General features: G+C 64.1%; 23 protein-coding genes and 1 pseudogene. 16 read left to right on the top strand and 8 right to left on the bottom strand.

The window, feature by feature from the left end; translation table 11 throughout:
- Positions 1 to 164 precede the first annotated feature (164 nt).
- From AC0Z35_RS12910 to AC0Z35_RS12870, 9 genes and pseudogenes are all read left to right on the top strand, one after another.
- On the top strand, positions 165 to 1,340 hold the full coding sequence (locus AC0Z35_RS12910; protein ID WP_485132094.1) for a hypothetical protein: 1,176 nt from the start codon (positions 165 to 167) through the stop codon (positions 1,338 to 1,340).
- Positions 1,337 to 1,972, top strand: a complete 636-nt coding sequence (locus AC0Z35_RS12905) for a TadE/TadG family type IV pilus assembly protein (protein WP_120154652.1) — start codon at positions 1,337 to 1,339, stop codon at positions 1,970 to 1,972. Before AC0Z35_RS12910 ends, AC0Z35_RS12905 begins: the two co-directional genes overlap by 4 nt.
- 188 nt (positions 1,973 to 2,160) lie before the next feature.
- Positions 2,161 to 2,700, top strand: coding sequence for a hypothetical protein (locus AC0Z35_RS12900; protein WP_240434061.1), 540 nt, complete (start codon positions 2,161 to 2,163; stop codon positions 2,698 to 2,700).
- Entirely contained in the window at positions 2,697 to 3,554 is an 858-nt protein-coding gene (gene cpaB, locus AC0Z35_RS12895) for a Flp pilus assembly protein CpaB (RefSeq protein ID WP_120157425.1), read from the top strand. Before AC0Z35_RS12900 ends, cpaB begins: the two co-directional genes overlap by 4 nt.
- An 8-nt stretch (positions 3,555 to 3,562) precedes the next feature.
- Entirely contained in the window at positions 3,563 to 4,936 is a 1,374-nt protein-coding gene (locus AC0Z35_RS12890; protein WP_371683128.1) for a type II and III secretion system protein family protein, read from the top strand.
- A gap of 19 nt (positions 4,937 to 4,955) precedes the next feature.
- Positions 4,956 to 6,851: a TadA family conjugal transfer-associated ATPase gene (locus AC0Z35_RS12885; RefSeq protein WP_485132145.1), complete on the top strand. Its 1,896-nt coding sequence runs from the start codon at positions 4,956 to 4,958 to the stop codon at positions 6,849 to 6,851.
- Positions 6,848 to 7,693, top strand: a complete 846-nt coding sequence (locus tag AC0Z35_RS12880; RefSeq protein WP_319309042.1) for a type II secretion system F family protein — start codon at positions 6,848 to 6,850, stop codon at positions 7,691 to 7,693. Before AC0Z35_RS12885 ends, AC0Z35_RS12880 begins: the two co-directional genes overlap by 4 nt.
- An 11-nt stretch (positions 7,694 to 7,704) precedes the next feature.
- Positions 7,705 to 8,574 carry a type II secretion system F family protein gene (locus tag AC0Z35_RS12875; protein WP_219992051.1) on the top strand — a complete coding sequence of 290 codons (870 nt, stop codon included), beginning with the start codon at positions 7,705 to 7,707 and terminating at the stop codon, positions 8,572 to 8,574.
- Positions 8,571 to 8,825: pseudogene (locus AC0Z35_RS12870) on the top strand (DUF192 domain-containing protein); the annotation flags it as partial. The gene AC0Z35_RS12875 and the pseudogene AC0Z35_RS12870, both read left to right, overlap by 4 nt.
- A gap of 3 nt (positions 8,826 to 8,828) precedes the next feature.
- On the opposite strand, the gene AC0Z35_RS12865 reads toward AC0Z35_RS12870, so the two are convergent.
- Both AC0Z35_RS12865 and AC0Z35_RS12860 read right to left on the bottom strand, forming a co-directional pair.
- The gene (locus AC0Z35_RS12865) at positions 8,829 to 9,632 is read right to left on the bottom strand and encodes a BPSS1780 family membrane protein (protein ID WP_046803619.1); all 804 of its coding nucleotides are present in this window, start codon (positions 9,630 to 9,632) and stop codon (positions 8,829 to 8,831) included.
- Positions 9,633 to 9,698: 66 nt separating this feature from the next.
- Positions 9,699 to 10,667, bottom strand: a complete 969-nt coding sequence (locus AC0Z35_RS12860; protein ID WP_485132093.1) for a homoserine kinase — start codon at positions 10,665 to 10,667, stop codon at positions 9,699 to 9,701.
- A 182-nt stretch (positions 10,668 to 10,849) separates the two neighbouring features.
- On the opposite strand from AC0Z35_RS12860, the gene dusA reads away from it, so the two are divergent.
- Positions 10,850 to 11,866 carry a tRNA dihydrouridine(20/20a) synthase DusA gene (dusA, locus tag AC0Z35_RS12855; protein ID WP_485132092.1) on the top strand — a complete coding sequence of 339 codons (1,017 nt, stop codon included), beginning with the start codon at positions 10,850 to 10,852 and terminating at the stop codon, positions 11,864 to 11,866.
- A gap of 63 nt (positions 11,867 to 11,929) precedes the next feature.
- On the opposite strand, the gene AC0Z35_RS12850 is transcribed toward dusA, so the two are convergent.
- Together AC0Z35_RS12850 and AC0Z35_RS12845 are read right to left on the bottom strand one after the other, a co-directional pair.
- Positions 11,930 to 12,388, bottom strand: a complete 459-nt coding sequence (locus tag AC0Z35_RS12850) for a CBS domain-containing protein (protein WP_006218678.1) — start codon at positions 12,386 to 12,388, stop codon at positions 11,930 to 11,932.
- A gap of 36 nt (positions 12,389 to 12,424) precedes the next feature.
- Positions 12,425 to 13,738, bottom strand: a complete 1,314-nt coding sequence (locus AC0Z35_RS12845; protein ID WP_485132091.1) for a YihY family inner membrane protein — start codon at positions 13,736 to 13,738, stop codon at positions 12,425 to 12,427.
- A gap of 17 nt (positions 13,739 to 13,755) precedes the next feature.
- On the opposite strand from AC0Z35_RS12845, the gene AC0Z35_RS12840 reads away from it, so the two are divergent.
- From AC0Z35_RS12840 to AC0Z35_RS12830, 3 genes are all read left to right on the top strand, one after another.
- Positions 13,756 to 14,127, top strand: a complete 372-nt coding sequence (locus tag AC0Z35_RS12840; protein WP_046803560.1) for a DUF2069 domain-containing protein — start codon at positions 13,756 to 13,758, stop codon at positions 14,125 to 14,127.
- Entirely contained in the window at positions 14,124 to 15,611 is a 1,488-nt protein-coding gene (locus AC0Z35_RS12835) for a protein adenylyltransferase SelO (RefSeq protein WP_485132090.1), read from the top strand. Before AC0Z35_RS12840 ends, AC0Z35_RS12835 begins: the two co-directional genes overlap by 4 nt.
- A 225-nt stretch (positions 15,612 to 15,836) precedes the next feature.
- Positions 15,837 to 16,556, top strand: a complete 720-nt coding sequence (locus AC0Z35_RS12830) for a response regulator transcription factor (protein WP_006218682.1) — start codon at positions 15,837 to 15,839, stop codon at positions 16,554 to 16,556.
- Here AC0Z35_RS12830 and AC0Z35_RS12825 read toward each other — a convergent pair.
- Both AC0Z35_RS12825 and AC0Z35_RS12820 read right to left on the bottom strand, forming a co-directional pair.
- Entirely contained in the window at positions 16,538 to 18,097 is a 1,560-nt protein-coding gene (locus tag AC0Z35_RS12825; protein WP_485132089.1) for a sensor histidine kinase, read from the bottom strand. The two genes, AC0Z35_RS12830 and AC0Z35_RS12825, sit on opposite strands and share 19 nt — an antisense overlap.
- A gap of 8 nt (positions 18,098 to 18,105) precedes the next feature.
- Positions 18,106 to 20,073 (bottom strand): EAL domain-containing protein, encoded by a 1,968-nt coding sequence (locus AC0Z35_RS12820; protein ID WP_485132088.1) that lies wholly within the window; start codon positions 20,071 to 20,073, stop codon positions 18,106 to 18,108.
- Between the two features lie 628 nt (positions 20,074 to 20,701).
- Here AC0Z35_RS12820 and AC0Z35_RS12815 point away from each other — a divergent pair.
- From AC0Z35_RS12815 to AC0Z35_RS12805, 3 genes are read left to right on the top strand one after another with little or no spacing between them, the layout of a single operon-like run.
- Positions 20,702 to 21,979, top strand: a complete 1,278-nt coding sequence (locus AC0Z35_RS12815; RefSeq protein WP_223265054.1) for a putative bifunctional diguanylate cyclase/phosphodiesterase — start codon at positions 20,702 to 20,704, stop codon at positions 21,977 to 21,979.
- Positions 21,980 to 22,015: 36 nt separating this feature from the next.
- Positions 22,016 to 23,083: a chorismate synthase gene (gene aroC, locus AC0Z35_RS12810; RefSeq protein ID WP_046803557.1), complete on the top strand. Its 1,068-nt coding sequence runs from the start codon at positions 22,016 to 22,018 to the stop codon at positions 23,081 to 23,083.
- Between the two features lie 37 nt (positions 23,084 to 23,120).
- The gene (locus AC0Z35_RS12805) at positions 23,121 to 23,948 is read left to right on the top strand and encodes a M48 family metallopeptidase (protein WP_046803556.1); all 828 of its coding nucleotides are present in this window, start codon (positions 23,121 to 23,123) and stop codon (positions 23,946 to 23,948) included.
- Between the two features lie 100 nt (positions 23,949 to 24,048).
- Here AC0Z35_RS12805 and AC0Z35_RS12800 read toward each other — a convergent pair whose 3' ends face one another.
- Complete coding sequence (locus AC0Z35_RS12800) at positions 24,049 to 26,001, bottom strand: bifunctional diguanylate cyclase/phosphodiesterase (RefSeq protein ID WP_485132087.1); 1,953 nt, start codon at positions 25,999 to 26,001, stop codon at positions 24,049 to 24,051.
- Positions 26,002 to 26,018: 17 nt separating this feature from the next.
- Positions 26,019 to 26,702: a transglutaminase-like cysteine peptidase gene (locus tag AC0Z35_RS12795; protein WP_485132086.1), complete on the bottom strand. Its 684-nt coding sequence runs from the start codon at positions 26,700 to 26,702 to the stop codon at positions 26,019 to 26,021.
- Positions 26,703 to 26,711 lie beyond the last annotated feature (9 nt).

Below are 26,711 nucleotides of genomic sequence, written 5' to 3'. Positions count from 1 at the left end.
TGGCGTCCCTGGTCGTGCTTTACAACCTGGGCCAGACCGTCGAGGGCCGCGTGCGGCTGACGCATGCCGCGGATGCGGCGGCGTACAGCGGCGCGCTGGAACAAGCGCGCACGCTCAACGCGATCGCCTACGTCAATCGCACCCACATTGCCCACCAGGTCGCCATGGCGCATCTGGTCACGCTGGCAGCGGCCGCGCAGTACGGCGGCGCCTTGCACACGCAGCACACTCGCCGCAATCCGCCGGCGGGCCTGATAGCCATGCTGTTCGGCGCGGATATGGGCCTGGCCTATCGGGCCGGGCAAGCCTCATCGGACGCACAGTCGCGGCTGGCCGGCGCGTTTGCTCAACATGATCGGGCGGTACATCGCGTATTGAAGGCGGGTGCGGAATCGGCCAGGGCGGGTCTTGTCGCTACTCGCGATCGCATCATGCGCAAGGTGCTTGAAGCCAACATGGTCGACTCCGGGTCCGGTTCCGATTCCGGCGTAGGCGCACGTTCGTCGGGCTTGGCGCTGGATCTGCTGTCCGACAACTGGCCCGGCTTCATTGGGCGCAGCGCAGCTACCCGAGAAGCGGGCCTGCGTCCGGCCGTGGAGCAGGCCACCGAACGTTATCGCTTTCTGAATAGCCGCGATGCAACGCGTCGCAATGCCTGGCCGGTCAGCCGCCGATGTCCGTTGAAAAGGCATGAATTGCGCCGTCGTGGAATGACCTGGCTTGGCCCGGACGGGCGATGGGGCGCGTTGGATACGCAATCGTTCCATGCGCTGCGTTCCAATCGCTGGATTGGGTGCTACTTCCGTGAGTACGCCATGGGTTGGGGCACGGCCCAAGGAAAAAAGTCCCAGACGCCTGACGGCATCGATTACGTGGATGACGCGCCCGCGGATTTCTCCCAAGAGGATTTTTGGCGATGGGTGCAGCAGTCCACCGGGTGGGACATTTTCAGCGGCGCGACCAATCCCATGGCCAACTCCTATGCGATGGCTTCAGCGCAGCGTTGGCCCGCCGGTGGCTTGCCGTCTTATCTGGAAATACCGACTGAGCGTATGCGCGACCCGCTGCGTTTTGCCGTGCGCGTGGCCTGGTCAGGCGCCCGGCTCAAGACGACGGATGCGGATAGCGCACTGGCACAACCTCGTGGTCGCTTTCGCTATGACGGCTTGGGCCAGTCGGGCGCCATCACCGTCGTCAGCGCCGCCGAAACGTACTTTCTGCGGCCGGAACCTAGAGCCGACAAAAAAAGTGAATTGCCGACATTGTTTCGACCCTATTGGCGGGCACGTCTATCCGCAATCACTCGCGACGAAGCGCTGCGAATCCGGGAGGCACGATGAGCTCGATGTCGACTCGCGCGGGCTTTCCGGCCGCCCAGCAAGGGCAGGCAATGATTGAAGCGCTGCTGATGCTGCCATTGATGGCGGCGCTAGTGTGGAGTGTCACCTGGATCGGAGGGTTGCAGTTTTCGGCGCAACAGTTGGCGCACGCCAGCCGCAAGGCGGCGATGGCCGGCGCGTTGGGCGAACCGGTGACGCCACGACACTCTTTCGCAGCCGCCGCGCAAACTCGCCGGGTACTCGGCCTTGCTGACGTCGCAGCGCCAAACCTGTCTCGCTTGCAGCACGAGTGGTTTGGAGCCGGGCTCCATTTGCTTGCGGTGTACGCCCGGTCGGCGCCTTCAGGGCGAGACGGACCGCCGGCGCCTTTAATCACGCGTCATACGCACGTGGCGGTCGGCACGGGACACGCACACGGAGACGCCGATGCACGCCGACGCATCGCCAACGCGCCCACGGCATGGCGTCACGTCGAACAAACGTCTCTTGCCGAGGCGCGTCGGATGGCGCCGTACGTCCAGCGCATGGACCGCGCATGGGGCAGGGCGGCGATCCACACTGATTGGTTGTCGGCGTGGGACGACGTCGTCCCGCCGGGCCGATTGGGCCAACAAAAGGAACGATCCCGATGACCACGGCTACGAACACTACTCAGAGACAAAGAAGGCGCGCTGTCAGCGCCGGCCTTCGTCCGCTGACGGCCGGCGTGCTGCTTGGCTGTATGGCCGTATCTTCCGTCGCGTGGCCGTCCGGGCGTTCGGCGGTATCGCCTGGCGTTACGTTGAACCGACTACGTTTTCCCGAAGGAAGCCGGCATGACATGTTGGCGGATCGTATATGGCTGCATGGGCTTCCTGCCCAGGTGCTTGTGTTCGACTCGCCTGTAGCAGTGCCCGACCTGATCCGCGACTTGTCGACTCAGCAGCCGGCCTTGGTCGACTTGAATGTGCTTCCCGATCAAATCATTTTGTCTGGCTGGGTCGACGACATGCAATGGGCGGTGCAGCTGCAAGGTGCGGGCCCGAGCCGCACGGTCGGCACGGTTTCTACGCTGCGCATGAATTCCGTTCCAGGCCTTGCGACACCGGCCTGGCTGCCGCGGGGCGCAATACCGAGGCTGGATCTTGCGGTGCAGGAAAAGGGAGGCAAAGTGTCTGATCGCATCTGGCAACTGGCCCTGCCGCCCGCCCGGCTTGGGCCGTTGCTGCACGGCGCGTTGCGCCGCGAAGGATGGGTATTTGAAACCGAAACCGAAAGTGGTGCAGAGCAGTCGTGGGCACAGGCTGGCGAGCGCCTGCAGATATCATTGACTGCGTTGGATGGGGGCAGCGGGCTCCACGTCAGAAGGTGGACGCCATGAAGGCCGCACTGATGCACGGCGTTCTGCGGTTGCGGCGCGTTGGCGTTTATGGGCTGGCATTGGCGGCGGGGCTGGTATCCGCGTGGGCCGTGCGCGAGCATGTGCAGCAGCGAGTGGAAGCGCTGGAAGCCGAAGCTCGGGCGCCTGTCGTCGAGCGCCTGGTGGCGGCGTATGACTTGGCGGCGGGGGCGCAGCTTGAAGAAATCGACCTGGCCGTGCGAGAGATCCCGGTGAAGTGGGCGTCTGCCGCCAGTTTGGAGCCGCAGGCCGTGAACCATCTTCTTGGCGGCACGCTGGTCGTGGATGTCGCCCAGGGCGAACCCCTGCTGAAGTCGCAGGTGACGTTCACGGCGCCGGCGCCCGCGTTGGCATCCCGATTGCGATCGGGCCAACGGGCGCTGACCGTCAGCGCCTCGGACCTTGGCGGCTTGGCCGATAGCTTGCGCGCCGACGACCTGATCGACCTTTACGTGACCTTCGTCCATCACCAACGAGAGGTCACTGTGCCCTTGCTGCAAGGGATGCGCGTGTTGACCGTAGGCGCCGGGGCGGACGAAGACGGCATCGTCGGCTCGGCCGGCAGCATCACGCTTGCCGCCGATCCCGATCAAGCAATGAAGTTTGTTGCTGCCAGGCAGGCAGGCGCGCTAACCGCCATGCTGCGGCATCGCGACGATGTGGCCACCGTGGCTGATTCGACTCAAACGGACCTGGCGTCCCTTATCGGGCTTGACCCCGAGCCCAAGCGCGCGCCGGACGTGACCATTTTGTATGGAGATCGTATGGACAAGCAGTCGGTGATGTTCCCACCGGAAGCCGTCGACGCGCCGGACTATTCCGCGAGGCGGCCATGAGACAAGTCATGGTGATTTTGCGGACTCTCTGCGTGGCGGCTGTCACTGCGCTTCTGACTCCCAGCACGGCGGCCGCCCTGGCGAACTCGGAAGTGCTGGAGCTACAGGTCGGCGAAACCCGTGTTCTTTCCCACCCTGGTGTGAAGCGCGTGGCGATCGGCAACGGGCAGGTACTAAGCGCCATTGCCGCCGAGGGCCGCGACGTGGTGATCTTCGCGCGCGCGGAAGGAATGTCGTCGGTGCACGTCTGGACCGCCGCCGGCCGCGCGGCTGCGTACGAGCTGCGCGTGGTGCCTGCCGGGGCGCCACGCCTGCGCGCGGAGGTCGACTCGCTGCTTTCTCGAATTCCCGGGGCGCGCAGCACGCACGTGGGTGGCCGTATCGTGATCGAAGGGGATGACTTGTCTGACGACGACCGAGCGCGCATTGCCGCCCTGGCTGAACGCTATCCCGCCATCCTGGACTTCACCGGGCAGGTGGGATGGGACCGCATGGTGCTTCTTGATGTTCAAGTCGTGGAAATCCCCACCTCGCGGATGCGAGAGTTCGGTGTGCGCTGGGACGGTGTTTCGCAGGGGGGCGTGAATGCCGGCGTCGCCTGGGACGCCGGCTCCAGAGGACGCATGACGCGTCCGGGCGAACCTGTGATCGAGACGCCGGGTCCCATGTCGACCGCGGCCGGATACTTCGGGGTCAACGCCTTGCTGTCCGCGCGTATCGCCGCGCTGGCCCAAAGCGGCGAGGCCGTCATGTTGGCTCAGCCGCAATTGCTGGCGCGCAGCGGCGCCAGCGCCACTTTCCTGGCTGGTGGCGAGGTCCCCTACACATCGACGGACTCGCGTGGCAACCCTACCACCTTGTTCAAACCGTATGGGGTGTCCCTGAACATTACGCCCCGCATCGACCGCAACGGCGTGATCCGTTCATTGATTGAAGTCGAGGCAAGTTCCGTGGACAGCTCGATAAGCGTCGCAGGAGGACCAGCGTTGCGCACGCGGCGGGCGTCTACCGAATTCAATGTCAGGTCGGGCAACACGCTGGTTATTGGCGGCTTCTTGTCGCGCGAGCAGGGGCAAGAGTCCACCGGACTGCCGTGGTTGAAGAACATTCCCATTCTGGGGGCGCTGTTTTCGTCCCGACGATTCCAGCAGCGCGAAACGGAACTGGCCATATTCGTGACGCCAAAAATCGTGTCGCAAAGCGAGCCGGCCCTGATGGACCGCGTGCAGCGGGGGCGGGGCGTTATTGACGCCGCGTTCCCGGATCCGCCCCGCCTGGGAACGGCGGCTCCGGTCGCCAGCCAGGGATGGGATCCCTATTCCGGCGCGGGCTCCCAGTGGGCCGTGAATGATGAACCTGCGCAGCCGCCAGATCAGCCCTGAAGCCATGCTGGACATCGAAATGACCTATGAAGATGCCGGCGTTCGCCGCCTGGCCACCACCGCGCCGGTACTGATCGGGCGAGGTGCCCAGTGCGGCCTTCGTATCGTCAATTGGCGAGTGGGGCGGCAGCATGCCCGACTGCTGCGCGAGGACGGCCATATCGTCCTGGAGGATCTGGGTACGCTTGCCGGCACCATTGTCAATGGCGCTCGTGTCGTGCGGCATGCGCCGGTGCTGCCGGACGACGCCATCCTGATTGGACCGTGCCGCCTCAGGGTGCGCTTGGCAACCCCTGACGCAGCCGCGCTGCCGGATCCGTCCGCCAGTGCCTCGCCGCATTGCCACGCCCCGCCCGGCGGCGATGCAACCGCCCATTTGCCGCTGGCCGCCGTCTCCCGGTTAACCCCATCCCCATCGCCATCGCCATTGCCATTGCCATTGCCATTGCCATCGCCATTGCCATCGACCCTGTCGTCGCCCACCCTATTGACCGCATCAACCGCATCAACCGCATCAACCGCATCAACCGCATCAACCGCATCAACCGCATCAACCGCATCAACCGCAGCGACCACGGCAACGCAACAGGAGCCAACGCGCCCGCCTCGACTTCAACCTCAACTTCAGCCACAGCAGGTGCAGGCGCGCCGCCGCCTGCATGCGGCGCTGTTGGACGCGCTGGACCTGCGCAGGCGCGATGTGGCAGGCATGAGCGATGGCACGTTGCGCGCCGAGGCCGAGCGCCTGCTGACGCGGATCGTGGCGTCGGACATCGATCTGCCGCCGGACGCCGACAGGCAGGCCCTGTGCGCCGAGGTGCTGGACGAGGCTGTGGGCCTGGGTCCCCTGGAACCGCTGCTGGCCGCGCCCGATATCACCGAGATCATGGTCAACCGCTATGACGAAATCTATGTTGAACGCGCTGGGCGTCTATGGCGGCATCCGGCCGCGTTCACCAGCGAACAGTCGGTCCGTTGGGTGATCGAACGTATCGTCACGCCGCTGGGCCGCCGCATCGACGAAAGCTCCCCGATGGTGGATGCACGCTTGCCGGATGGCTCGCGCGTGCATGCCATCATCCCGCCCGTCGCGATGAAGGGCGCAAGCCTGACCATCCGCAAGTTTCCGCAGCGTCGGCCTCAGATGGCGGATTTGATTGCGGCGGCGTCATTAAGCGGTCCCATGGCCGGGTTCCTTGCGCTATGCGTCAGGATGCGCAAGAACGTGGTCGTATCCGGCGGAACGGGGTCGGGGAAAACGACATTGCTGAACATCCTGTCCGACGAAATCCCCGAGGGCGAGCGTGTCGTCACCATTGAAGACGCGGCCGAACTGCGGCTGAATCACGATCATCTGGTTGCGCTGGAAGCGCGTCCCGCCAACCAAGAGGGCAGGGGGCATATCGCGATTCGCGAATTGGTTCGCAACGCGCTGCGCATGCGGCCCGACAGAATCGTCGTAGGCGAATGCCGAGGGGCCGAGGCGTTCGACATGCTGACGGCCATGAACACCGGGCATGAGGGCTCTTTGACCACGCTGCACGCCAACTCCCCCCGGGATGCACTGGCGCGGCTGGAATCGATGATCTTGATGGCTGGCCTGGATTTGCCTCTGTCGGTGGTGCGCGAACAGATAGCCGCCAGTGTGGACGTGATTGTGCAGCAGGCAAGAATGGCAAACGGCCGGCGAGTGGTGACATCCATTGTTGAAGTCGCGGGCATGGAAAGCGGTCGCATACAGATCCAGCAGCTATTTCGGTTTGATCGTGCAGCCGGCTTCAGCGGATGCGGAGCCTTGCCCGGCTTCATGCAGGATTGGGCCGACGAGGGTGTGTCGCTGGAACCGGCGTGGTTCTCCGAGGCCGCCTCCATACCCGCGCCGGTGGATGCCCATGGCGTATGGGGGGCATCATGATCTGGTTGGCGGCTGGGGCGGCGATGTGCTGCGCAGCGATGCTGGCTTGGCATGCGCAGGCCTGGTTTGCGCCGGCGTTGCGCCGCTATCGGGCGCTTTATACACAGGACGCCGGCGTGCGCTTGAGCGAGGTCTTTCTGTTCATTGACCCGGCGCAGTTATGGGCCGCCGCCATGGCGTTTGCGGCAATGTCCGCGGCGCTGGTCTTTTCATTGACCGGCAGCGGCATTTTGGCTGCCTTGTTCGCGGGCGTGGCCTCCAGGGCTCCCCGCATGACAGTTGATCTGTTGCGGCGAAGGCGGGCACGACGTTTCGAACAGCAGTTGCCCATGGCTTTGTTGATGCTGGCGGCGGCACTGCGCGCGGGCGTCGCGTTGACGACGGCGTTGCGCCATGTCGTCGAGCAAAGCGGCGCACCCCTGGCGCAGGAATTCGGGTTGATGCTGCGGGAACAGCGCTTGGGCGTGCCCTGGGACGTCGCGCTGGAAAACCTGCAAGCGCGGATGCCGGGGGATTCCACTGCATTGGTGGTGGCGGCAATGCGTATCGCGGCGCAAACCGGCGGGAACCTGGCAGAAGCATTGGACAGCATCGCGCAAACCCTGCGGGCTCGCCTGCAGCTACAGGCGAAATTGCTCGCCTTGACCTCTCAAGGGCGCTTGCAGGCGTGGATCGTCGGCGCGTTGCCCGTGCTGTTGCTGGCTGTGCTGGACCGCCTGGAGCCCGATGTGATGGCCGTGCTGTGGCACACGCCGATGGGTTGGGGCGTCCTCGCGATATTGACCGTGCTGGAAACGGCCGGGGTGCTGTTGATCCGGCGCATCGTCCGAATCGAACTCTGACAGGGGGAACCATGTTGCTGACTTTGAGCATGATGATGGCCGCGGCAGCCGTGGGCTGGTTGACTTGGTCCGCATTGCGTCCGTTGCTGGGCGGCAACCGATTGGTATTGGCCGGGCTGCCATGGTGGTGGCGGGTGGCTTGGCCGTGGGTGTCGGCCGTGGCGCCCCTTGTGGGGCCGCTTTGTTCGTGGCGTCTGCGTGCCCGCCTGGCCCGTGCAGTCGAACTGGCCGGGCTGACTGCCGAGGTTGGCTACGCGCACGTCGCGGCGTTGGGCGTCAGTGCGGCGTTGCTTGCAGGCGGTGTGTGCGCAGCCCTGGCGACGGCCTTTGACGCCTTCTTTCAAAGCGGGTGGCTGTGGTCGATAGCGGCGGCCATGGTGGCCGGCGTGGCGCCACGCCTGTGGTTGCATGGGCTGAGCGAAGCGCGGCGCCGCAGCATTGAACGCGACTTGCCTTTTGTGTTCGACATGATGACGCTATGCGTGGAAGCGGGCCTTAGCGTGCAGGGGGCGCTGCAAGTTGCGGCGCAAAGCGGGCCGAAGGGTGCGTTGCGCGATGCCCTGTCAGAAGCACTGTCGGAAATGCGGGCGGGCGTGACGCGCACCGTGGCGATCAAAGCGCTGGCCGACCGCAGCAATAGCCCGATCGCCCGGACGTGGGCTGCGGCGCTGGCTCAAGCCGAGACGCTGGGCATCAGCCTCGGCCCCGTCCTGCGTGCGCAGGCGGCGCAGTGCCGTGGTGACCGGCATGTGCGTGCCGAACAGCAAGCGATGCAGGCGCCGGTAAAAATGCTGTTGCCCCTGATTGGCTGCATCTTCCCGTGCACGTTCATTGTGCTGGCCTTTCCGATCGCGGTTCAGCTGCTTCAGAGCATTCCATGAACCGGAACAGCCAAAGCCAAAGCCAAAGCCCCTTGCCTCTGGCCCGGCTGCGATTCTTGCGTGTGCTTGACTGGAAAGGGCGGATGCGCGGACTGCTCGGGCGTCGACCGCCCGGCAGTCGGTCCGGTGTGATGCTGATGCCTTGTGCCGCTGTGCATACCTTTGGCATGCGCTACGCCATCGACGTGGCGTTTGTGTCGCGCGATTTAAGCGTGATAGCGGTGCGCCGGGCGCTGCCGCCATGCCGCATCGCCCTATGCCTGGGCGCTATTGCCGTTGTCGAGATGCGTGCTGGCGTTATTGATGCCAAACACGGAGGTATAGGCAGGATAGAAGCTGCAATACAACGCGCCGCCTGCGGCGATGTTGAACGGAATCTGCAACGTGCCGGCAAACTGCGGCGACAACCCCATGTAGACCAACAAGCCCGCGCACAGGTCGATGAAAAGAAACACCAAGGCCCACGTGGCGCCATACACCAGAAAGGGCCACTTATTACGCCAGCACGCGATGCCAGAGAAGAACAGGGCTTGCACCAGCCGCAGGCCGTGCCAGGCGACCAGAACGGGTGCATGCCAGAACAACGCGGCAATCACCACATAAATAATCGCGAAGATGGTCAGCGGCACGCGCATGGCCATCAGGATCGGGTCCAGGGAACGTTCGACCGATGCAATCCGATAAGCTTCCGCCATCGAATCCATGAACGGCATAAACGTCAGCAAACCGGCCGCCATGCTCAAACCGGCGTACAGCAGGCCCATGACGAAAAGTTTTCTGAACACGCCCGGTTGCTTCAGCGGCTTGCCCCACATCGACGGCAGCATGACGCGGTCGGCTTCGACGTGCTTGCACGCGGACAACGTCATGAGGGTGATGATGGGCATGAACGCCACGACCAGGATGGGGCCGACGGGCGGTGTCGCGCTGGCGAAAACGACCAGCAGGCTGATGAACATGGCCCAGGTGAACATGGCCAGGGGTTGCTTGCGGAACAGGCGGAAGCCGTCTCGAACCCATTGCCAGCCGGATGTCGCGGGTAGGAATGCTGCTTGCATGGCTCTCTAAAGGAGGGATAGCTCTCAAAAAGGGACGCGCTAGCCCCATTATGGGGGGCGTTACGGTTACGGCAATATTGGCAAGCCCGGGCGGTGGCGCGCCTGCAACACTCTTTCAAAGTGTCGGGGGTCATGCGGCTTAAGCGTTTGGGCCGGGCGGGGCAGATAAAAGTCGTACAGGCGCGACACCCAGAACCGCAACGCGGCGCCGCGCAGCATCAGCGGCCATACCTGGCGTTCGGCGTCGGTGAAGGGGCGCACGGCGGCATAGGCCGACAGCCAGGCTTGCACCAGTTCGGGGACGAACTCGCCCGTGTCACGTTCGATACACCAATCGTTGACGCTGACGGCCACGTCGAACAGCCAGGTATCGCAGCCAGCGAAATAGAAATCGATGATGCCGCCCATGAGCGGATCTTCGAAGGTGCCCGCGAACAGGACGTTGTCGCGGAAAAGGTCGCAATGGGCCGGGCCGGTTTGCAGGGCTTGCCAGGCGGGCGTGGCCACCGCGGCCTGCTGGGCAGCCAATTCGGCAGTCAGCAGCTCGGCTTGCGCGGGCGCCAGGAACGGCATCACCTTGGGGGCCGTATCCAGCCACCAGTTCAAGCCACGCAAGTTGGGTTGGTGTATGGGAAAGTCCTGCGCCGCCAGATGGGCGCGCGCCAGGGTCGCGCCGGCAAGGGCGCAGTGCGCGGCGCCGGGAGCCGGCTCGTACCCGCCGGGCAGGCGCGACACGATGGCGCAGGGCTTGCCGTGCAGCGTCGTCAGGCGGGTGCCGTCGCGCAGGTTCTGCGGCCGAGGCACCGGGATGCCGCGTTCCGCCAAGTGATACATCAATTCGATATAGAACGGCAGTTGGGCGTGCGTCAACACTTCGAACAACGTCAGCACATATTCGCCGCGGGTCGTATACAAGAAGTAGTTGGTGTTCTCGATACCCGCCGTAATCCCTCGAAGCGAGACGAACTCGCCCAGATCGAATTGCGCCAGCAGGGCGCGCGCGTCGTCGTCGGATACGGGAGTAAATACGGCCATTGATATGCAGGGAATAGGGGTTAACGGACGCTGGGACAAGCCCGTGCGGCGGCGGCGGCGCAATTTTAGACCACATAGCGTCCGGCCGTTCGGAAGCGCCGGGCACTGTCTGGCAGCGCGTCCCGGACATAATGCCGCGAAGCCCGTAAAATACCGCATCCCCTTGTTTTGTAGAGTGATTCTTGGACTCCCCCGACTGGCGGCTGTGCGTCGCCCCGATGATTGACGTGACCGACCGCCATTGCCGTTTCTTCCACCGGCTGTTGGCCCCCCGCGCGCGCTTGTATACGGAAATGATCACCACGGGCGCGCTGCAGCACGGCAACATCCCGCGCCACCTGGACTTTGACGAAGCCGAGCATCCCGTTGCGTTGCAGCTGGGCGGCAGCGAGCCCGATGCACTGGCCCAATCGGCCAAGCTGGGACGTCAATGGGGGTACGACGAGATCAATCTCAATTGCGGCTGTCCATCGGAGCGCGTGCAGAAAGGCGCTTTTGGGGCTTGCCTGATGGCGGAACCCGACCTGGTCGCCGATTGCATCAAAGCCATGCAGGACGCGGTCGACATTCCTGTCACCGTTAAACACCGCCTGGGTCTGGATTACGAAAATTCCTACGACTTTGTCCGAGATTTCGTCGGCAAGATTTACGACACCGGCTGTCGCGTTTTCATCGCACACGCCCGCAATGCCGTGTTGAAGGGTCTGACGCCCAAGGACAACCGCGAAATCCCGCCGCTGCGCTACGACGTCGTCAAGCAGCTGAAGCAGGATTTTCCCGATTGCACCTTCGTGTTGAATGGTGGCTTGGCGGATGCGGACCAGTCGGTGCAGGCGGCCGGCGAATTCGATGGCGTGATGCTGGGCCGCGCGGCCTGGCATACGCCGCGCGTGCTGTCCGAGGTGTCGCTGCGCTTGTGGCCGTCGGTACGCCTGCCCAGTGACGCGCAAGTCGTCGACGCCATGACGGAATACGCCGCCCGCCAGGTGGCCCAGGGCGTGCCATTGCGGGTGATGACCCGGCCGATGCTGGGCTTGGTGAACGGCCAGTCCGGCGCGCGTCGCTGGCGCCGGATGCTGTCGGACCCGGCCCTGCTTTCGGCTAACAACCCCGAACTGATCTACGACGCATGGCGCAGCCAGCGGCAGGCGCCTGACGTGCGCGGCGCCGCATTGGAAGCGGCGCCGGCAGGGGTGTAGCGTGGCGTCGGGGTGGCGGCTAGCGCTGCCTGAACCCCGGCCTGACCGAACTAATCAGAACAATCAGGACTTTGCCGGTTCGGCAGTTTCAGCCGGCCAGTCGCGTATATAGGCCTTCAGCATGTTGTTTTCGAACTGCTGCGCCGCGACGATCGCCTGTGCCATGTCATAGAACGAAATCACGCCCATCAGGGTCGGGCCGTCCATGACCGGGATGTACCGCGCATGCTTTTCCAGCATCAGGCGCTGGACTTCATCGGCGCTGGTATTGGGCGAAACGCTGACCGGCGCGTCGTCCATGATCGACCGAATCGTGGTTTCGCCGGCCCCGCCGTGCGCGTGCATGTGGCGGATGATCTCGCGGAACGTGAGCATGCCGGTCAGGGTGCCGAATTCCATGATGACAAGCGAGCCAATATCCTGCTCGCTCATGGTTTGCACAGCCTGGGACACAGGCATGTCGGGCGACGCCGTATAGAGCGTATCGCCCTTGACGCGCAAAATCTCACTGACCTTCAACATCGGTTCCTCCCGGGCGGACTACGCCCTGATGCTTTGCTATTTCTTGTTCGCTTCCAATTGCAGTAAGGGAGCGATTCCATTTTCGGTATTCTGCGCTTCTCCGCACAGTTCTTCCAGCGTGGGTGTATTTTGCTGTGAAATAACGGCCGAAGCGACTCGCAGAATTTCCGGGTCGTTACGGACCCTGGGCTGGCTGCGGTCCAGCAGGAAATTATCGACCACGGGCGCCATCGACGTTTCGCGGGCATCGCAGGTCAGCACCCAGTGGTCGTCGGGGCTGCGGGTGGCCAGGCCCATTGCGCTTAGCGTTTCCAGCACCTCGTTCAGTTCGTCCTGATGCAGCCGCAACTGGGACGCCAGCACATTGGCGGGCAGGCCGGGCGGGTTGGCGGATTGCACACGGCGTAACGCGCGTAGCGCATCCAGGGCGTCGACGAATTGCGCGCCGGGGTAGCGGTTGATTTCCCAGCGGCCCAGCCGGATCAGCGGGGCGCTTGAGGCCAGGGTGGCGCCTAGCAAGACGGCCAGCCAGGACAGGTAAATCCACAACAGGAAGATGGGCAGCGTCGCGAACGCGCCGTAAATGACCGTGTAGGTGGGGAACCGCGTCAGGTAGTAGGCAAAACCCGACTTCATGATTTCCAGCGCAACCGCCGTCACCCCGCCGCCCACCAACGCGTCGCGCCACAGCACGTCGCGGTTCGGCACGACGACGAACAGCGCCGCGAAGCCCAGCCCGGTCAGGACAAGCGGGATAAACGAAACGACGACGCTGACGACTTCCGGCACGTCCCGGACCAGCCCCAGCGATTCGCGCGCCACGAACGAAGTCGCCCACAGGCTGGCGCCTGCCAGCACGGGACCCAGCGTGATGATGGCCCAATACACCAGCGCCCGCTGCGGCAAGGGCCGCTGGCGGGACACATGCCAGATGTCGTTAAAAGCCTGGTCGATCGTCATGATCAACAGCAGGGAAGTCACCAGCAGGAATGCGCCGCCGATCGCCGTCAGGCGGGACGCCTGGCGTGCGAACTGGTTCAGGTATTCCATGATGTTGTCCGAGACGGACGGAGGCATCAAGCTGTTGGTCAGGAAGTCTTCCAGGGCGACACGGAACTCCTGGAACACCGGAAAGGCGGTGAACAGGGAAAGCACCACTGCCAGCATGGGCACGATGGCCAGCACCGTCGTGAAGGTGAGGCTGGAGGCAACCTGCAGCAGCTTTTCTTCGCCGGCGCGTTGCAACGTGAACCGGATGACGCGTCCGGCCCTTGCTACCCATGAAGAGCGCGCGGTCGAGGGTTCGGGGGCCACCGGCGTAGCGGCGCCGGGCTCGGCGGGGCGATTCATCAGGCGATAATAGCAGCATGAATCCCGAACTCAACCCCCGTCTACGCCTGCTGGCCTCGGCGTCATTGTTCGCTTTGATCGTCTTGTGCATTACCTGGGAAACGGTGGTGGCGCCGCTGCGGCCGGGCGGGTCCTGGATGCTGCTGAAGGCGTTGCCGCTGGCCTTTCCGTTGCGCGGCATTTTGCGCGGCAACCTCTATACCTATCAGTGGGCGTCCATGTTGTCGCTGCTATATCTGATGGAAGGCGTGGTGCGGGCGATGTCGGATCCGGCGCCGCTTTCCGTCCTGATGGCCTGGGGCGAAATCGTTCTTTCGGCTATCTTTTTCCTTAGCGCCATTTTCTATGTGCGGCCCGCCAAGCGCGCCGCCAGGAGCCAACGCGCATGAATGCCAGATCTCTTTCCGAACTTCAAGCGGTCAACAGCTTTGCCGCGTTGCCCGCTGCTTTCTACACCCGGCTGGCGCCGCAAGGCCTGAATAATCCGCGCCTGTTGCACGCCAATGCGGACGCTGCGGCGTTGATCGGCCTGGACCCGGCCGCGTTGGATACGCCGGAATTCCTCGAAGTGTTCTCCGGCCGCGCACCCTTGCCGGGCGGCGACACCTTGGCGGCGGTCTACAGCGGCCATCAGTTTGGCGTGTGGGCCGGCCAACTGGGCGATGGCCGTGCCCATTTGCTGGGCGAAGTCCAAGGGCCGGATGGCGGCTGGGAATTGCAGTTGAAAGGCGCCGGGATGACGCCGTACTCGCGCATGGGCGACGGCCGCGCCGTGCTGCGATCCTCGGTACGCGAATACCTGGCCAGCGAAGCCATGCACGGCTTGGGCATCCCCACCACGCGGGCCCTGGCGTTGGTGACATCTGACGACCCGGTCATGCGGGAAACCGTCGAGACGGCCGCGATCGTGACCCGGATGTCCCCCAGCTTCGTGCGATTCGGTTCGTTTGAACATTGGTCGTCACGCCGCCAGCCCGAACTGCTCAAGACGCTGGCCGATTATGTGATCGACCGCTTTTACCCTGAATGCCGCGAAGCGCCGGCCGATCCGGCCCAGGCCCGGATTGCCCCGTATCTGAATCTGCTGCGTGCCGTCACGCACCGCACCGCGCGGCTGATGGCGGATTGGCAGGCCGTGGGCTTTTGCCATGGCGTGATGAACACCGACAACATGTCCATTCTGGGTTTGACCCTGGATTACGGCCCCTATGGGTTCATGGACGGTTTCCGGCTGGGGCACGTCTGCAACCATTCCGACTCGGAAGGGCGTTATTCGTGGAATCGTCAGCCGTCGGTGGCCCTGTGGAACCTGTATCGCCTGGGCGGAAGCCTGCACGCGCTGGTGCAAGACGTCGAGCCGCTACGGGCGGTGCTGGACGAATTCGAGGCGGTTTTCACGCGCGCTTTCCACGACCGCATGGGCGCCAAACTGGGGCTGGCCGCTTGGCAGCCGGCCGACGAGCCGCTGCTGGACGACCTGCTTAAACTGATGGACGCGAATCAAGCGGACTTCACTTTGTCGTGGCGCCGATTGGCGGATGCGGTGCTGGGGCAGCGCAGCGGGTTCGAAGACCTGTTCATCGACCGTCCCGCTGCCGGCGCATGGCTGGACCGTCTGTTGGCGCGCCACGCACAAGAGGGCCGCCCCGCGCAAGAAGTGGCCGACGGCATGAACCGCGTGAACCCGCTATATGTTTTACGAAATCATCTGGCTGAAGAGGCGATCCGGGCTGCCAAGACGGGCGACGCCAGCGAAATCGACACATTGATGCGGCTGCTGCGCGACCCGTACACGGCGCAGGTCGGGTACGAACGTTACGCCGGGTTGCCCCCGGATTGGGCCGGAAGTTTGGAAGTCAGCTGCTCGTCTTAACGCGCGGATTATCCCGAATTGCGCAAAGGTGGGCGGTGGCGGGGGCGTTTTCCTGCGATTTACGCGAAAAAGCGATGATAGAGAGCGAAATATCACGCTTTTTTTCGCTGCAATCATTCGTTTCCATTGTAAATCTCGTAAGATTGTCGCCTGCGGGACACTCAGGATCGCATACCGCATCCATGGGGCATTTGTCGACAATTTTCAATATAAAGCACTCTGAATATGCCTGGCGCAGATGGTTTGCTATGTATCGGTCTGCTCGAGGATGACGCTGACTTCCGCGAGGAATTGGCGTTAGGCTTGGGCGGCTATGGTTTTCGGGTAGCGTTTGCTTGTGACAATGCTGCGGCGTTCTATCGCCGATTGCAGGAACAGCCGTGCGACATTGTCATCCTGGACGCGCATCTTCCTGGCGAGGACGGCTTTTCGGTTGCGACCCGTCTACGAGCCTTGAGCCCCGTGGGCATTGTCATGCTGACCGGCCGCAGCGCGCTTGAAGACCGCGTGCGCGGGCTGGAAGGCGGCGCTGACGTCTACATGACCAAGCCCGTCGACCTGCTGGAACTCAGTTCCGTGATTCGCAGCCTGGCGCGCCGGATGCGGCTGGCCAAGGCCCCGCGCCCCGCCGATGCTGAAACCCGCGCCTCGGCCGACAGCACCTGGTCCCTGCAAGACGGGGGCTGGATCCTGGTGGCCCCGGACGGCGCCTCGCTGCACCTTAGCGCCCAAGAACGGACGTTTTTGATGGCGCTGATGGACGCGGCAGGTAATGCCGTCAGCCGGCAGGTGCTGGCAGAACTGTTTTTGCCTGAAAGCCCGGGCGGTTTCGAATTGCGCCGTATTGACGTATTGGTCAGCCGCCTGCGCGCCAAGGCGCAAAGCGCGGGCCTGAAGTTGCCGGTGTTGTCGGTGCGCGGTCAGGGTTACGTTTTCGCCGCCTGATCCGCGCCCGGCTCTCCGGGGGCATTGACGGGCAGGGTGATTACAAAGCGCGTCCCCACGCCCACCTTGCTGTGCAGGGTCAACGAGCCGCCCTGGTTCTGACAAATGCGCCGGGCCAGATATAGCCCGATGCCCATGCCTTGCGTTTCCCGATGCGCGGAACGCCGAAAATGCGGTTCGAACACGCGTGGCTGGTCCTGTTCTTCGATGCCCGGCCCGCGATCCACCACCGCCAGCCACGCCATCGGCGCATCCCCTTCACGTATCTGACCCACTTCAATCCGGACCGGCTCGTTGGCCGGTGAATACTTGATCGCATTGTGAATCAGGTTGCGCACGACCACGCTGGTCAGCGGGCGGTCGCAGAACACCGGCAAGGGGTCATCGGCGTCCAGCAGCAACGCGTGCGCGGTGTCCGGCCGCATCGCCGTCACCACATCGCGTGCCAACTCCGCCAGATCCGTGTGCTCGCCCCTGGGCGTCCAGGCCTGATCGCCCAGGCGGTCCTGGTTCAGCAGCTGGTCCATCAATTCCGTCATCCGCGAAACGGACCGATGGATGCGAGCCAGGCGCGTGTCGACCGCTTCACCGCTGTCGGACAGGATCATGTCCAGCGATTGCGCGGCCGCGCTGATGGTGGCCAACGGCGCGCGCAGCTCGTGCGAAATCAACGCGTTCATCTGGCGTTGCGTGTCCAGCGCGCCGGCCAGTTCCGCCACGCGCAGTTCGCCCTGGGCAACATGTTCGGCATCCGCGTGGTCCTGACCCGCCCGGCGGTCGCCGGCGCTTCCGTGACGTTGGCCGATCAGCGCCAAGCCGAGCAGGGCGCCGGTCACCAACAACAGCCGCGCCACTTCAATCAGCGAACCGGACGTGTCTGCGCCGTTCGATAGCCAGGCCTCGCCGCCCAGCATCCACGCGGTCGTGGCATGAATACACGCCACGGTCAGCGCCAGCGGGCGGCCTTTTTTTTGCGTTGCGGCCTGGACGGCGAACCAGATGGCCAGGCCCGCGCTGATGCCGGCTCCCAGCCCCGCGATCAGGGTTGGAATCAGCCCATCTTCGGTTTCGTAGACGAATATCAGCGCCAATGCGGCCACGCCGGCCAGCGCCATGCTCAACGCACGGCATGCGGTCGCGATGGTTGCGGACCGGGCCACGCCGGCACCTGTCACCAGCGGCGCCGTTACGGCCAGCAACGCGGCATAAGAGCCGGCTTGCAGGGCGCCCGGCGGCAGCAATGTGGGCAAGGTGCGAAACACGCCTTCCAGTGTCACGAAGGCCAGGCCGGCGCCGTAAATCGACGCGCGGGCGCACGCCCACACCAGCGCGCACGTCAGGCCGCACGCAATGGCGACGCCCGCCGTCAGGCCAAGCTGTAGTCCTGCAATTGGGGGAGAGACACCGTAGGCCCGAGCGACCGCCGGCAAGAAGAATGCACACACCAGCAATAGCCCCAGTGGCGACAACAGGGCTTGCGATCCTGTCGCGGCGCGGCGTTCGCCTCGTGCGCCGAAAAGGCCGTGGATGCGAAGAAACAATCCTTCCTTCAACTAGTAACCCATTGGTGATCCGGCGCCAGCTCGCGCGTATGGGCGAAGTTTACGACAGCCCCACGTATCGCGCGGACGCCCAGGTCTTCCAGAATGAGCTGGGTGGCGGAATCGGGAACGTCTTCGGCGTATACGGCCATGTCCAGCGTTGCCGCCGTGGCCATGACCGTGGCGGCCAGGTGCTGGCTGCCCGGGCTATGGCGCAAACCCGTAATGAAGCTGCCGCACAATTTCAAATAGGAAACCGGAAATTCGTGCAGCCGTTCCATCGCGCCGAATTGCTGCGACAGCCTGGACAGGCCGACGCGGGCGCCCGCCGCGGTCACGATGCGGCACAGCTGACGCAGGTCACCGGCTTGTTCGATCAAACCATCGGCGTCCACTTCGATGAACAGCCGTCCGGTCAACGCCGGGCGATCCGCCAACATGCGTTCAAGCCGCGACAGGAAAGAAGTCTGGGTCAAAGAGGCCAGGGATACCGGCACCGTCAGCGCGGCAGAACGGGTGAACAGCCAGTCCAGCCCTAGCCGGATCGCCTGGATGTCACACTCCGCCGACAGGCCAAGCCGCACTGCCGGTGGCATGAAGATCGAGGCGGGGACCGGGTCGCCGTCTGTGGTGTCATGCAGCGTCAGGCTGGCCTCGTGATGCAGTAATTCGCCCGTCACGGCGTAGAGCGGCAGCACCGACAACGAAAAGCGGTGTTGCTCCAGTGCGGTGACCAGGGCGTCGTGCCAGCTGTACTCGCCGATGCGCGTGCTGTCGGCGGCCTGGCTGGCTGGGGTGATCTGGTCGTCGTCGGCGCTTTCCGCGCACATCAGCGCGTGATCCAGCCTGGCCAGCGTATCGCTCATGTTGTCGCCGGGCGCGAAAGCGGCCATCGCCAGCGCCCACCGGCACCATCCATATTTGTCCATGGGCACGCGCAGCGCGCGCAGTTCATGGCGTACGCGTTCGGCCAGGACGCTTGCCTGCGGCGCCGAGGTGCACGGCAGCAACAACGCAAAATCCGACCCGCTGATCCGGGCCAGCTGCGCCGAGGGCCCGCCAAATTCCGCCACCAGTTTGCGCAAACGGTCGGACGAGGACCGCAGCCATTGATCGGTGAACGCCCGCGACAGATGGCGGTTGATCTGGGCCAGGTCTCGCTGGCGGAACATCAGGATGTGGCCGCCCGCATCGGTCGACTTGTCCGCCAGCGCCGCGCGGAAAAGGTCGATGAAGTGCTTGCGGTTGGACAGGCGGGTGATGGGGTCGCGGTAAATCTCGCTTTGCAGCGACTCGATCTTTGCGTTCTGCTCCTCGACGGTCGCGGCCACCCGACGCTGCGCGTCGACGAACGCCTGATCCACCCCGGCCAGCTCGCAAGACCCGGCGGGCGGCGCGCTGCTGCCCGGCGCCAACGCACGCACGCGATCACAGATGTCGCGCGAGGTGCGCGTCTCGATCCAGCGCACCAGATTGAAGGCAAACAGCGACCAGAACACGCCGGCCGCCAGCACCAGTCCCAGAACGCGTACCCCGCCTTGCCAGAGCGTGTCGCGAGCCAAGCGCCCATCCGCCTGCACGGTGACGGTGCCGCGCGCGCCGCCATCCATCGACACGTAGGGGCGCGACACGGCGGGGGCCTGCACGTTTAGCCAGGCCGTACGCCAGTCGCTGTCGCGACCGGCCGTTGCGGCCTTGTGCCGTTCCAGCACCGTGGCGCCGCCTTCATCGGCGATACGCACCATGGAATACAGGCCCTGTCCAAACAGGTCATCCGCCAACGCCACCCGCTCATCGGGGCGGGACGAGGCGTGCGCCAACGCCCACGACAAGGCGCTTGCGCCGCCTTCGCTCTGTTGGGCAAGTTGCGTATTCAGATAGCGATGGGCAGCGACCATCCCCAGCGCCTGTGCGCCAAGCAGAATGAAGCCGACCAGCAGGGCAGTGCAGAAAAGTAATCGGCGTAATGTCGACATGTCGGTCAATTCCCTTCGCGGGCATCAAGCAAGCCAAGATTACTGGGTCGCCCGGGTAAAGGGGGCGCCGGGCAAAGAACGTGCCCAGCGCGAAAAAAGCTGGATAAGAAACGTGACACACGTTACTAATACCTCAGCAGCGCCGCTTACACTGTAATTCGGCATGTCACAGAACGTACAGAATATTACGAAATTAGGCGCCACGTCAGACAAGCTGTGCAATTATTTCGATCGTGATAATCGTCCCATTGAGAACTATTGAGACACCACGTATTAATTTTTGGGCTTTACCTGTCGTAGTAAGGGTAGGGCATGGGTCTGCGGACCGGCCGGCTAACGCTATCCAAGGACCGACATGACCCCCCTCGAGCATCCTAAGAACCTTCGAAATACAAGGAAAAGAGGCGCGTTGCCTTCGAAGTGTGGCGTTTTTTTGCGAAAATAATGCATAATTTAAAAAATGTTACAGCCCTTGGGTTTCCTTCTGGACCGCAACGCCAAGGGTTTCCAGATAGGGGGCTCCGTGCGTGAGAGTTACCTGCTCGCACTGTGTCTGACGCTCGCAGGCGCTTTGGCGGCGATCAGTCTGTTTTTTGTGCGCAGGGAGCGCGCCCTGCGTCGTCGCTTGATGCGCGATGAGTTGACCGGCGTTTTGAGTCAGCAGGAATTGCACCGTCGCGCCCGTGCCTGGCTGACGCAAAAAGAGGGGCCCGCGCGCCGAGGCGCTTTTTTTCTGGTCAGCTTTGAACAATACGCCGAGATCAGCGCCATGCTGCGCGCCGGCGAAGACCAGGCATTGCTGGTGCTGGTTGCCGATCGCCTAAGCCTCATCACCCGGACGCTGGGCGGCATGGTGGCCCGAAGCGGTACGGATTCATTCACTATTTGCGTGCCCGAAGTGGACGAAGTGGGCGCCGCCCAGGTATCGGCCAAGCTGCTGGAAGACCTTAGCGAACCCTACGCGCTTGGCGGGCGCACCCTGATTGCGGTATTCAGGGTGGGGGCGGCGCTCTATCCCGAGCATGGCCGCACGGTCGAAGAACTGCAACGCTGCGTGCAGGTGGCCATGGTGCCGCTCAAAGAGCGCGGTGGACCGGGATGGAATCTCTTTGACTTCCGTCTGCTGGCGCGGCATCGCGATGAGCAGGGCCTGGAAAATGATCTGCGCCTGGCCCTGACCACGCCGGCCATGGAGCAGTTCGAATTGTTCTACCAGCCCGTTTGCGATAGCGGCTCCGGCGTCGTGCAGGGCTGCGAGGCCTTGCTGCGCTGGCATCACCCCACGCTGGGCAGCGTGTCGCCCGCCGTTACCATCGAGCTGGCCGAGCGCAGCGGCCTGATCGTGCCGTTGGGCGCCTGGATCCTGGAGCGTGCATGCTCGCAGGCCGCCCTGTGGCCCCCGGCGTGGCGCGTGCATGTGAATCTGTCCGTCAAGCAGATGAATGAAGACGGCCTGGTGCAGCTGATTGCCGACGTGCTGAAGGCCACGCAGCTGTCGCCTCGCAAACTGGTATTGGAAATTACCGAGTCGATTTTCATCCTGCACTACGAGCGCCACGTGAAGATGTTGAACACGTTGCGCGCGCAGGGCATCGGCATTGCGCTGGACGATTTTGGCTGCGGCTATTCCAGCCTGAACCACCTGCGTCATCTGCCCATCGACTGGGTCAAGATCGACCGCAGCTTCATTTCCGCGCTGGAGTCCGATGCCGGCAGCCGCGAAGTGGTATCCGCTCTTTTCGGTTTGTGCCAGGCGATGCGTCTGCCTGTTGTGGCCGAAGGCGTTGAAACCGAAGGGCAGCGTGAAATTCTGAAGTCGCTGGGTTGTCGGGTGATGCAGGGCTTCCTGTTGGGCCGGCCCGCTCCCGCCTCGGAAATCCAGGCTTTGGCTTCGGCGGTGTCATAATCGGGGTTGCTTGCAAATCCGACCTGTTGACTCCCTATGCCCGGCAATACCCTAGGTACCCTTTTTACCGTCACGAATTTCGGCGAATCCCACGGGCCGGCCATCGGTTGCGTCGTGGATGGCTGTCCCCCGGGGCTAAGCCTGGACGTCGCCGATATCCAGCTTGAACTGGATCGCCGCCGCCCTGGCACGTCGCGTCACGTCACGCAGCGCCAGGAAGCCGACCAGGTCGAAATCCTGTCGGGCGTCTACGAAGGCGTCACCACCGGGACCCCCATCGGTCTGCTGATCCGCAACACGGACGCCCGCAGCAAGGACTACTCAAACATTGCCGATACGTTCCGGCCGGGCCATGCCGATTACGCCTATTGGCGCAAGTTTGGCGTGCGCGATCCGCGCGGCGGCGGCCGTTCGTCGGCCCGGCTGACGGCGCCCACGGTGGCGGCCGGCGCCATCGCCAAGAAATGGCTGGCCGAACAATATGGCGTGAAGGTGCGCGGCTACATGAGCCAGCTGGGCCCCGTCGCCATCCCGTTCGAGTCCTGGGACGAGGTGCCCAACAATCCGTTCTACGCACCCAACGCGCAGATCGTGCCGGAACTTGAAGCCTATATGGACCAATTGCGCCGCGATGGCGATTCCGTCGGCGCCCGCATTGAAGTCGTCGCGGAAAACCTGCCCGCCGGCTGGGGCGAACCCATCTACGACCGCCTGGATGCCGACATCGCGCACGTGATGATGGGCCTGAACGCCGTGAAGGGCGTTTCCATCGGCGCGGGTTTTGATTGCATCGCACAGCGCGGTTCCGAGCACGGCGACGAGATCACGCCCGATGGTTTCCTGACCAACCATGCGGGCGGCGTGCTGGGCGGTATTTCAACGGGCCAGCCGATCACGGTGTCGCTGGCCATCAAGCCCACGTCCAGCATTCGTGTTGAACGCCGCTCGGTCAATCGTGCGAACGAGCCCGTCATGGTGCAGACGCTGGGCCGTCACGATCCTTGCGTTGGCATCCGCGCCACGCCCATCGCCGAAGCCATGCTGGCGTTGGTACTGATCGACCACGCGCTGCGCCATCGCGGCCAGTGCGGCGATCCGCTCTGATCCCCGACACTCTTGCCAACGACTTCAGGAGGCCGACTTGAAACGTAATCGTCATCTGTTGCGCGGCGCCGGCGCCGTGCTTGCCTTGGCACTGCTGGGCGGTTGCACGGGCATGAACACCACGCAATCCGGTGCCATAGGCGTGAACCGTACGCAATACATGTCCAGCCTGGTGCCCTCCCAGGCGCTGGAGCAGGAAGCCAGTCAGCAATACGCCGACATCCTCAAGCAGGCGCAGGCCAAGGGCCTGTTGGACCGCGACGCGCAACAGCTGTCGCGCGTGCGCGCCATTTCGCAGCGGCTGATCGCGCAGGCTGGCGTATTCCGGCCAGACGCGGTGGGCTGGAAATGGGAAGAACACGTGATTTCCAGCGATGAAATCAACGCGTGGTGCATGCCCGGCGGCAAGATCGCCGTCTATACCGGCTTGCTCACCAAGATCAAGCCCACCGACGACGAGCTTGCGGCGGTGCTGGGCCACGAGATCGCCCACGCGCTGCGCGAACATGCGCGCGAGCGCGTCTCGCAGCAAATGGCCACGAACCTGGGTTTGTCGGTACTGTCCATCGCCACGGGCTCCAGCGCCGCGTCTGACCTGGGCGGCCAACTGACCGACGTGATGTTCTCGCTGCCCAACAGCCGCACCCACGAAACCGAGGCCGACCGCATGGGCGTCGAACTCGCAGCCCGCGCCGGTTTCGATCCGCGCGCCGCCGTGACGTTGTGGCAGAAGATGGGCGCGGCCAGCAGCGGCAACGCACCGCCGGAAATCCTGTCGACGCACCCGTCGGCAGAGTCCCGCATCACCGACTTGCAAGCTGCCGCGCAGCAAGTCCTGCCGCTGTATCAGCAAGCAAAGAAATAGCCGCATCGTCCTGCGATCGCGGGGAATAAAAAAATACGCCGCCTGGAGATCCAGGCGGCGTATTTGTTGATGCAGGTGCCGGCTACGTCTATGCCCGCGCCTATGCCGATGCCGCGCCGGCCGCGGGTTTGACGCCCGGTCCGCGCATCACGGCAATGCCCAGGCCGGCCAGGATGCGCTGCGTTTCGGCGTCGGGCACGTCCTCGGCGTAGACGTCGATGTTCAGCGAACGTGCCGTCTCCAGCACCGACGCCGTCAACTGCTGGCTGCCCGGGCTTTGCGACATCCCGCCCACAAAACCGCCGCCCAGTTTTACATAGGACAGGGGCAGCGTGTGCAGCTGCGCCACGGCGCCAAACTGCTGCGCCAGGCGGCGCACGCCGATATGCGCGCCAAACTCCGAGGTCACGCGCGCCAGCGTGGCGATCTGTTCGTGGCATTCCACCAAGCCGTGCGCGTCGATTTCAAGATACAGGCGGTGCGCCAGCGGACGGCGTTCGGTCAGTAACAGCGCCAATTGACGGAAGAACTTCTGGCCCCGTAGCGACGGCAGCGCCACGCGCACCGCCATTTCACCCGGGTTGTCCGCCAGCCAGTCCAGGCCAAGGCGCACCGATTCCAGATCGCAGTCGGCCACCAGGTCCAGGCGCACCGCCGGCGGTATGAACAGCGTGGCGGGAATGGCGACCTGGTCGGGCGCCGTGCGTAGCATCAGCATCGCTTCGGTGCGCAGCGCGGTGCCGTCGGCAGCCAACAGATGCTCGGTCGCCAGCTCGAAATGGTGGTCTTCCAGCGCGGTCAGAATCGCGTCCTTCCACGCCCGTTCACCCGATTCCGACGGGGACTGCATGTCGGTCGCACCCGCAATCACCACTTGATCGCTATTGGCGCTTTCGGCTCGCATCAATCCAAAGTCCAGCCTTGCCAGCACGGGGCCAGCCTGGCTGCCTTGGCCATAGTCCGTCATGGCCAGAGCCCAGCGGCACAAATGCCCTTCGCCAACGGGAATGCGGGTGGCATGCAGATCGGTGCGCAGCCGTTCGGCAACCATCATCGCCTGGGGCGCCGCGCAACCGGGCAGCAGCAATGCAAAGTCCGAACCATTCAAGCGCGCCAGCAACGGGGCCGACACGTTCAGCGCCTTCAAGGCACCCTGGATGCGTTCGCAAGCGGCGCGCAGCCACTGGTCGATGAATTCGCGCGGCATGTGGCGGTTCAGGTCGGCCAGATCGCGCTGACGGAACACCAGCACATGGCCGCCCGTCACGCCAGGCGCTTCCAGCGCGCGGCGGAATTCGTTCACGAAATACTTGCGGTTCGGCAGACGCGTGACGGGGTCCTGGTTCAGTTCCAGTTCCAGCGATTCGATCTTGGCGTTCTGTTCCTCAACGCTGGCGTAGACGCGTTCGCGCGTCTGGTTCAAGGCCTGCACCACGCCCGACAACTCGGGTACGCGTGCCTCTACCTGTTCGGGCGGCGTGTCGCGCCCGATGCTGCGCACGTGGTCGCTGATTTCGCGCAGCAGGCGGTTCTTGATCCAGCCCACCAGCACGAACGCAAACACCGCCCACAGCACGCCCGCGCCGATCACCAGCGCGATCATCTTCAAGCTGCTGCGCCACAGCGCTTCCCAAGCGTAAGAATCGTTGGCGATCAGGGTCACTTCACCCACCTGACGCCAGCCGTCGCTGACCGCGTGGCTGGCTGGCTGCGTGTCCAGCGGCGCCAGCTTTTGAAACCATGCCGGCACCGACTTCGGCGTGGCGGTGGAGCGACGTTCGATCAGCACCTTGCCGTCCGGATCCGCCAGCCGCACCAACGAGAAATGTCCGCCGTCATACAGCGCCGACACCAGCAATTCCTGCAACACCGGGTCGTTGTTCGCGGGCTGCGACAAGGACAGCGCCAGCGACACGGCCGCGTCGGTGCTCTGCACCTGCAACTGGCCGGACAGGTATTCCCGCGCCGAATTCACGCTAAGCGCCAGCGTGCCCAGCAAAATGACGCCGATTGCCAAGGTAACGCTGAGCAGTAACTGTCGAAGTATGGACATAGTCTTATTTCCGGACATCAGGGGCGGATGCCTTCCCGTTCCATGCGTTGAAGTAGATCACGCCAGCGGCTCAGGCGGTCAACCGGCGCGGCGGGCTTGCCGTCCACGTAGACGCCGTCGGCGTTGAAGCTGAACACCGGCGTCAGATCGCGTCGCTGCGTAGCCGGCAGGATGGTTGAAATCAAGCTGTCCAGCACCAGCGGGACCGCGTTGGGGGTGTCGTAATAGCCCAGCACCATGTGGGCGACCTGGCTGCTGCTGGCCGGTCCGCCCACGCGCGCGCGGACGTAAATGAAACGCAGCTTGTTGGCCGGTACGCCCATCGCGAGCAGCGTGAAGTACTTGCCGATGACGTAGTCTTCGCAATCGCCGGCGCCCCTGCCCAGGGATTCCAGCGGCGTGGCCCAGTAGTCTGCCTGCTTCCAAAGGGTGATGTCTTCGCCGGACAGCAGGGACTGATTCCAGAAATCGTTCGCGCTCGTCAGCTTGTCCCGCTCTTCGCGCGGGGGCGGGTTGCGCAACAGCTGTAGCCAGTTGCCCACCGCCTTCGCGCCTTTCGGGCCGTAGCGGCTGGCGGCCAGGCTTTGCAGCCGGTCCGAGCTGACCTCCAGGGCGAAACTTCCGCCCCAGACGCAAGCCAGGCACAGCAACACCAACCGGCATAGGCCCCGCAGGCTGCGGAAACGGTGAGTCGAGGACATGAAACGGAT

This window comes from Achromobacter sp. 1L-A-4-B-C2, from assembly GCF_057291955.1.
The sequence above is the reverse complement of the archived record's forward strand: the minus strand, read 5'-3'. Positions and strand labels throughout refer to the sequence as shown.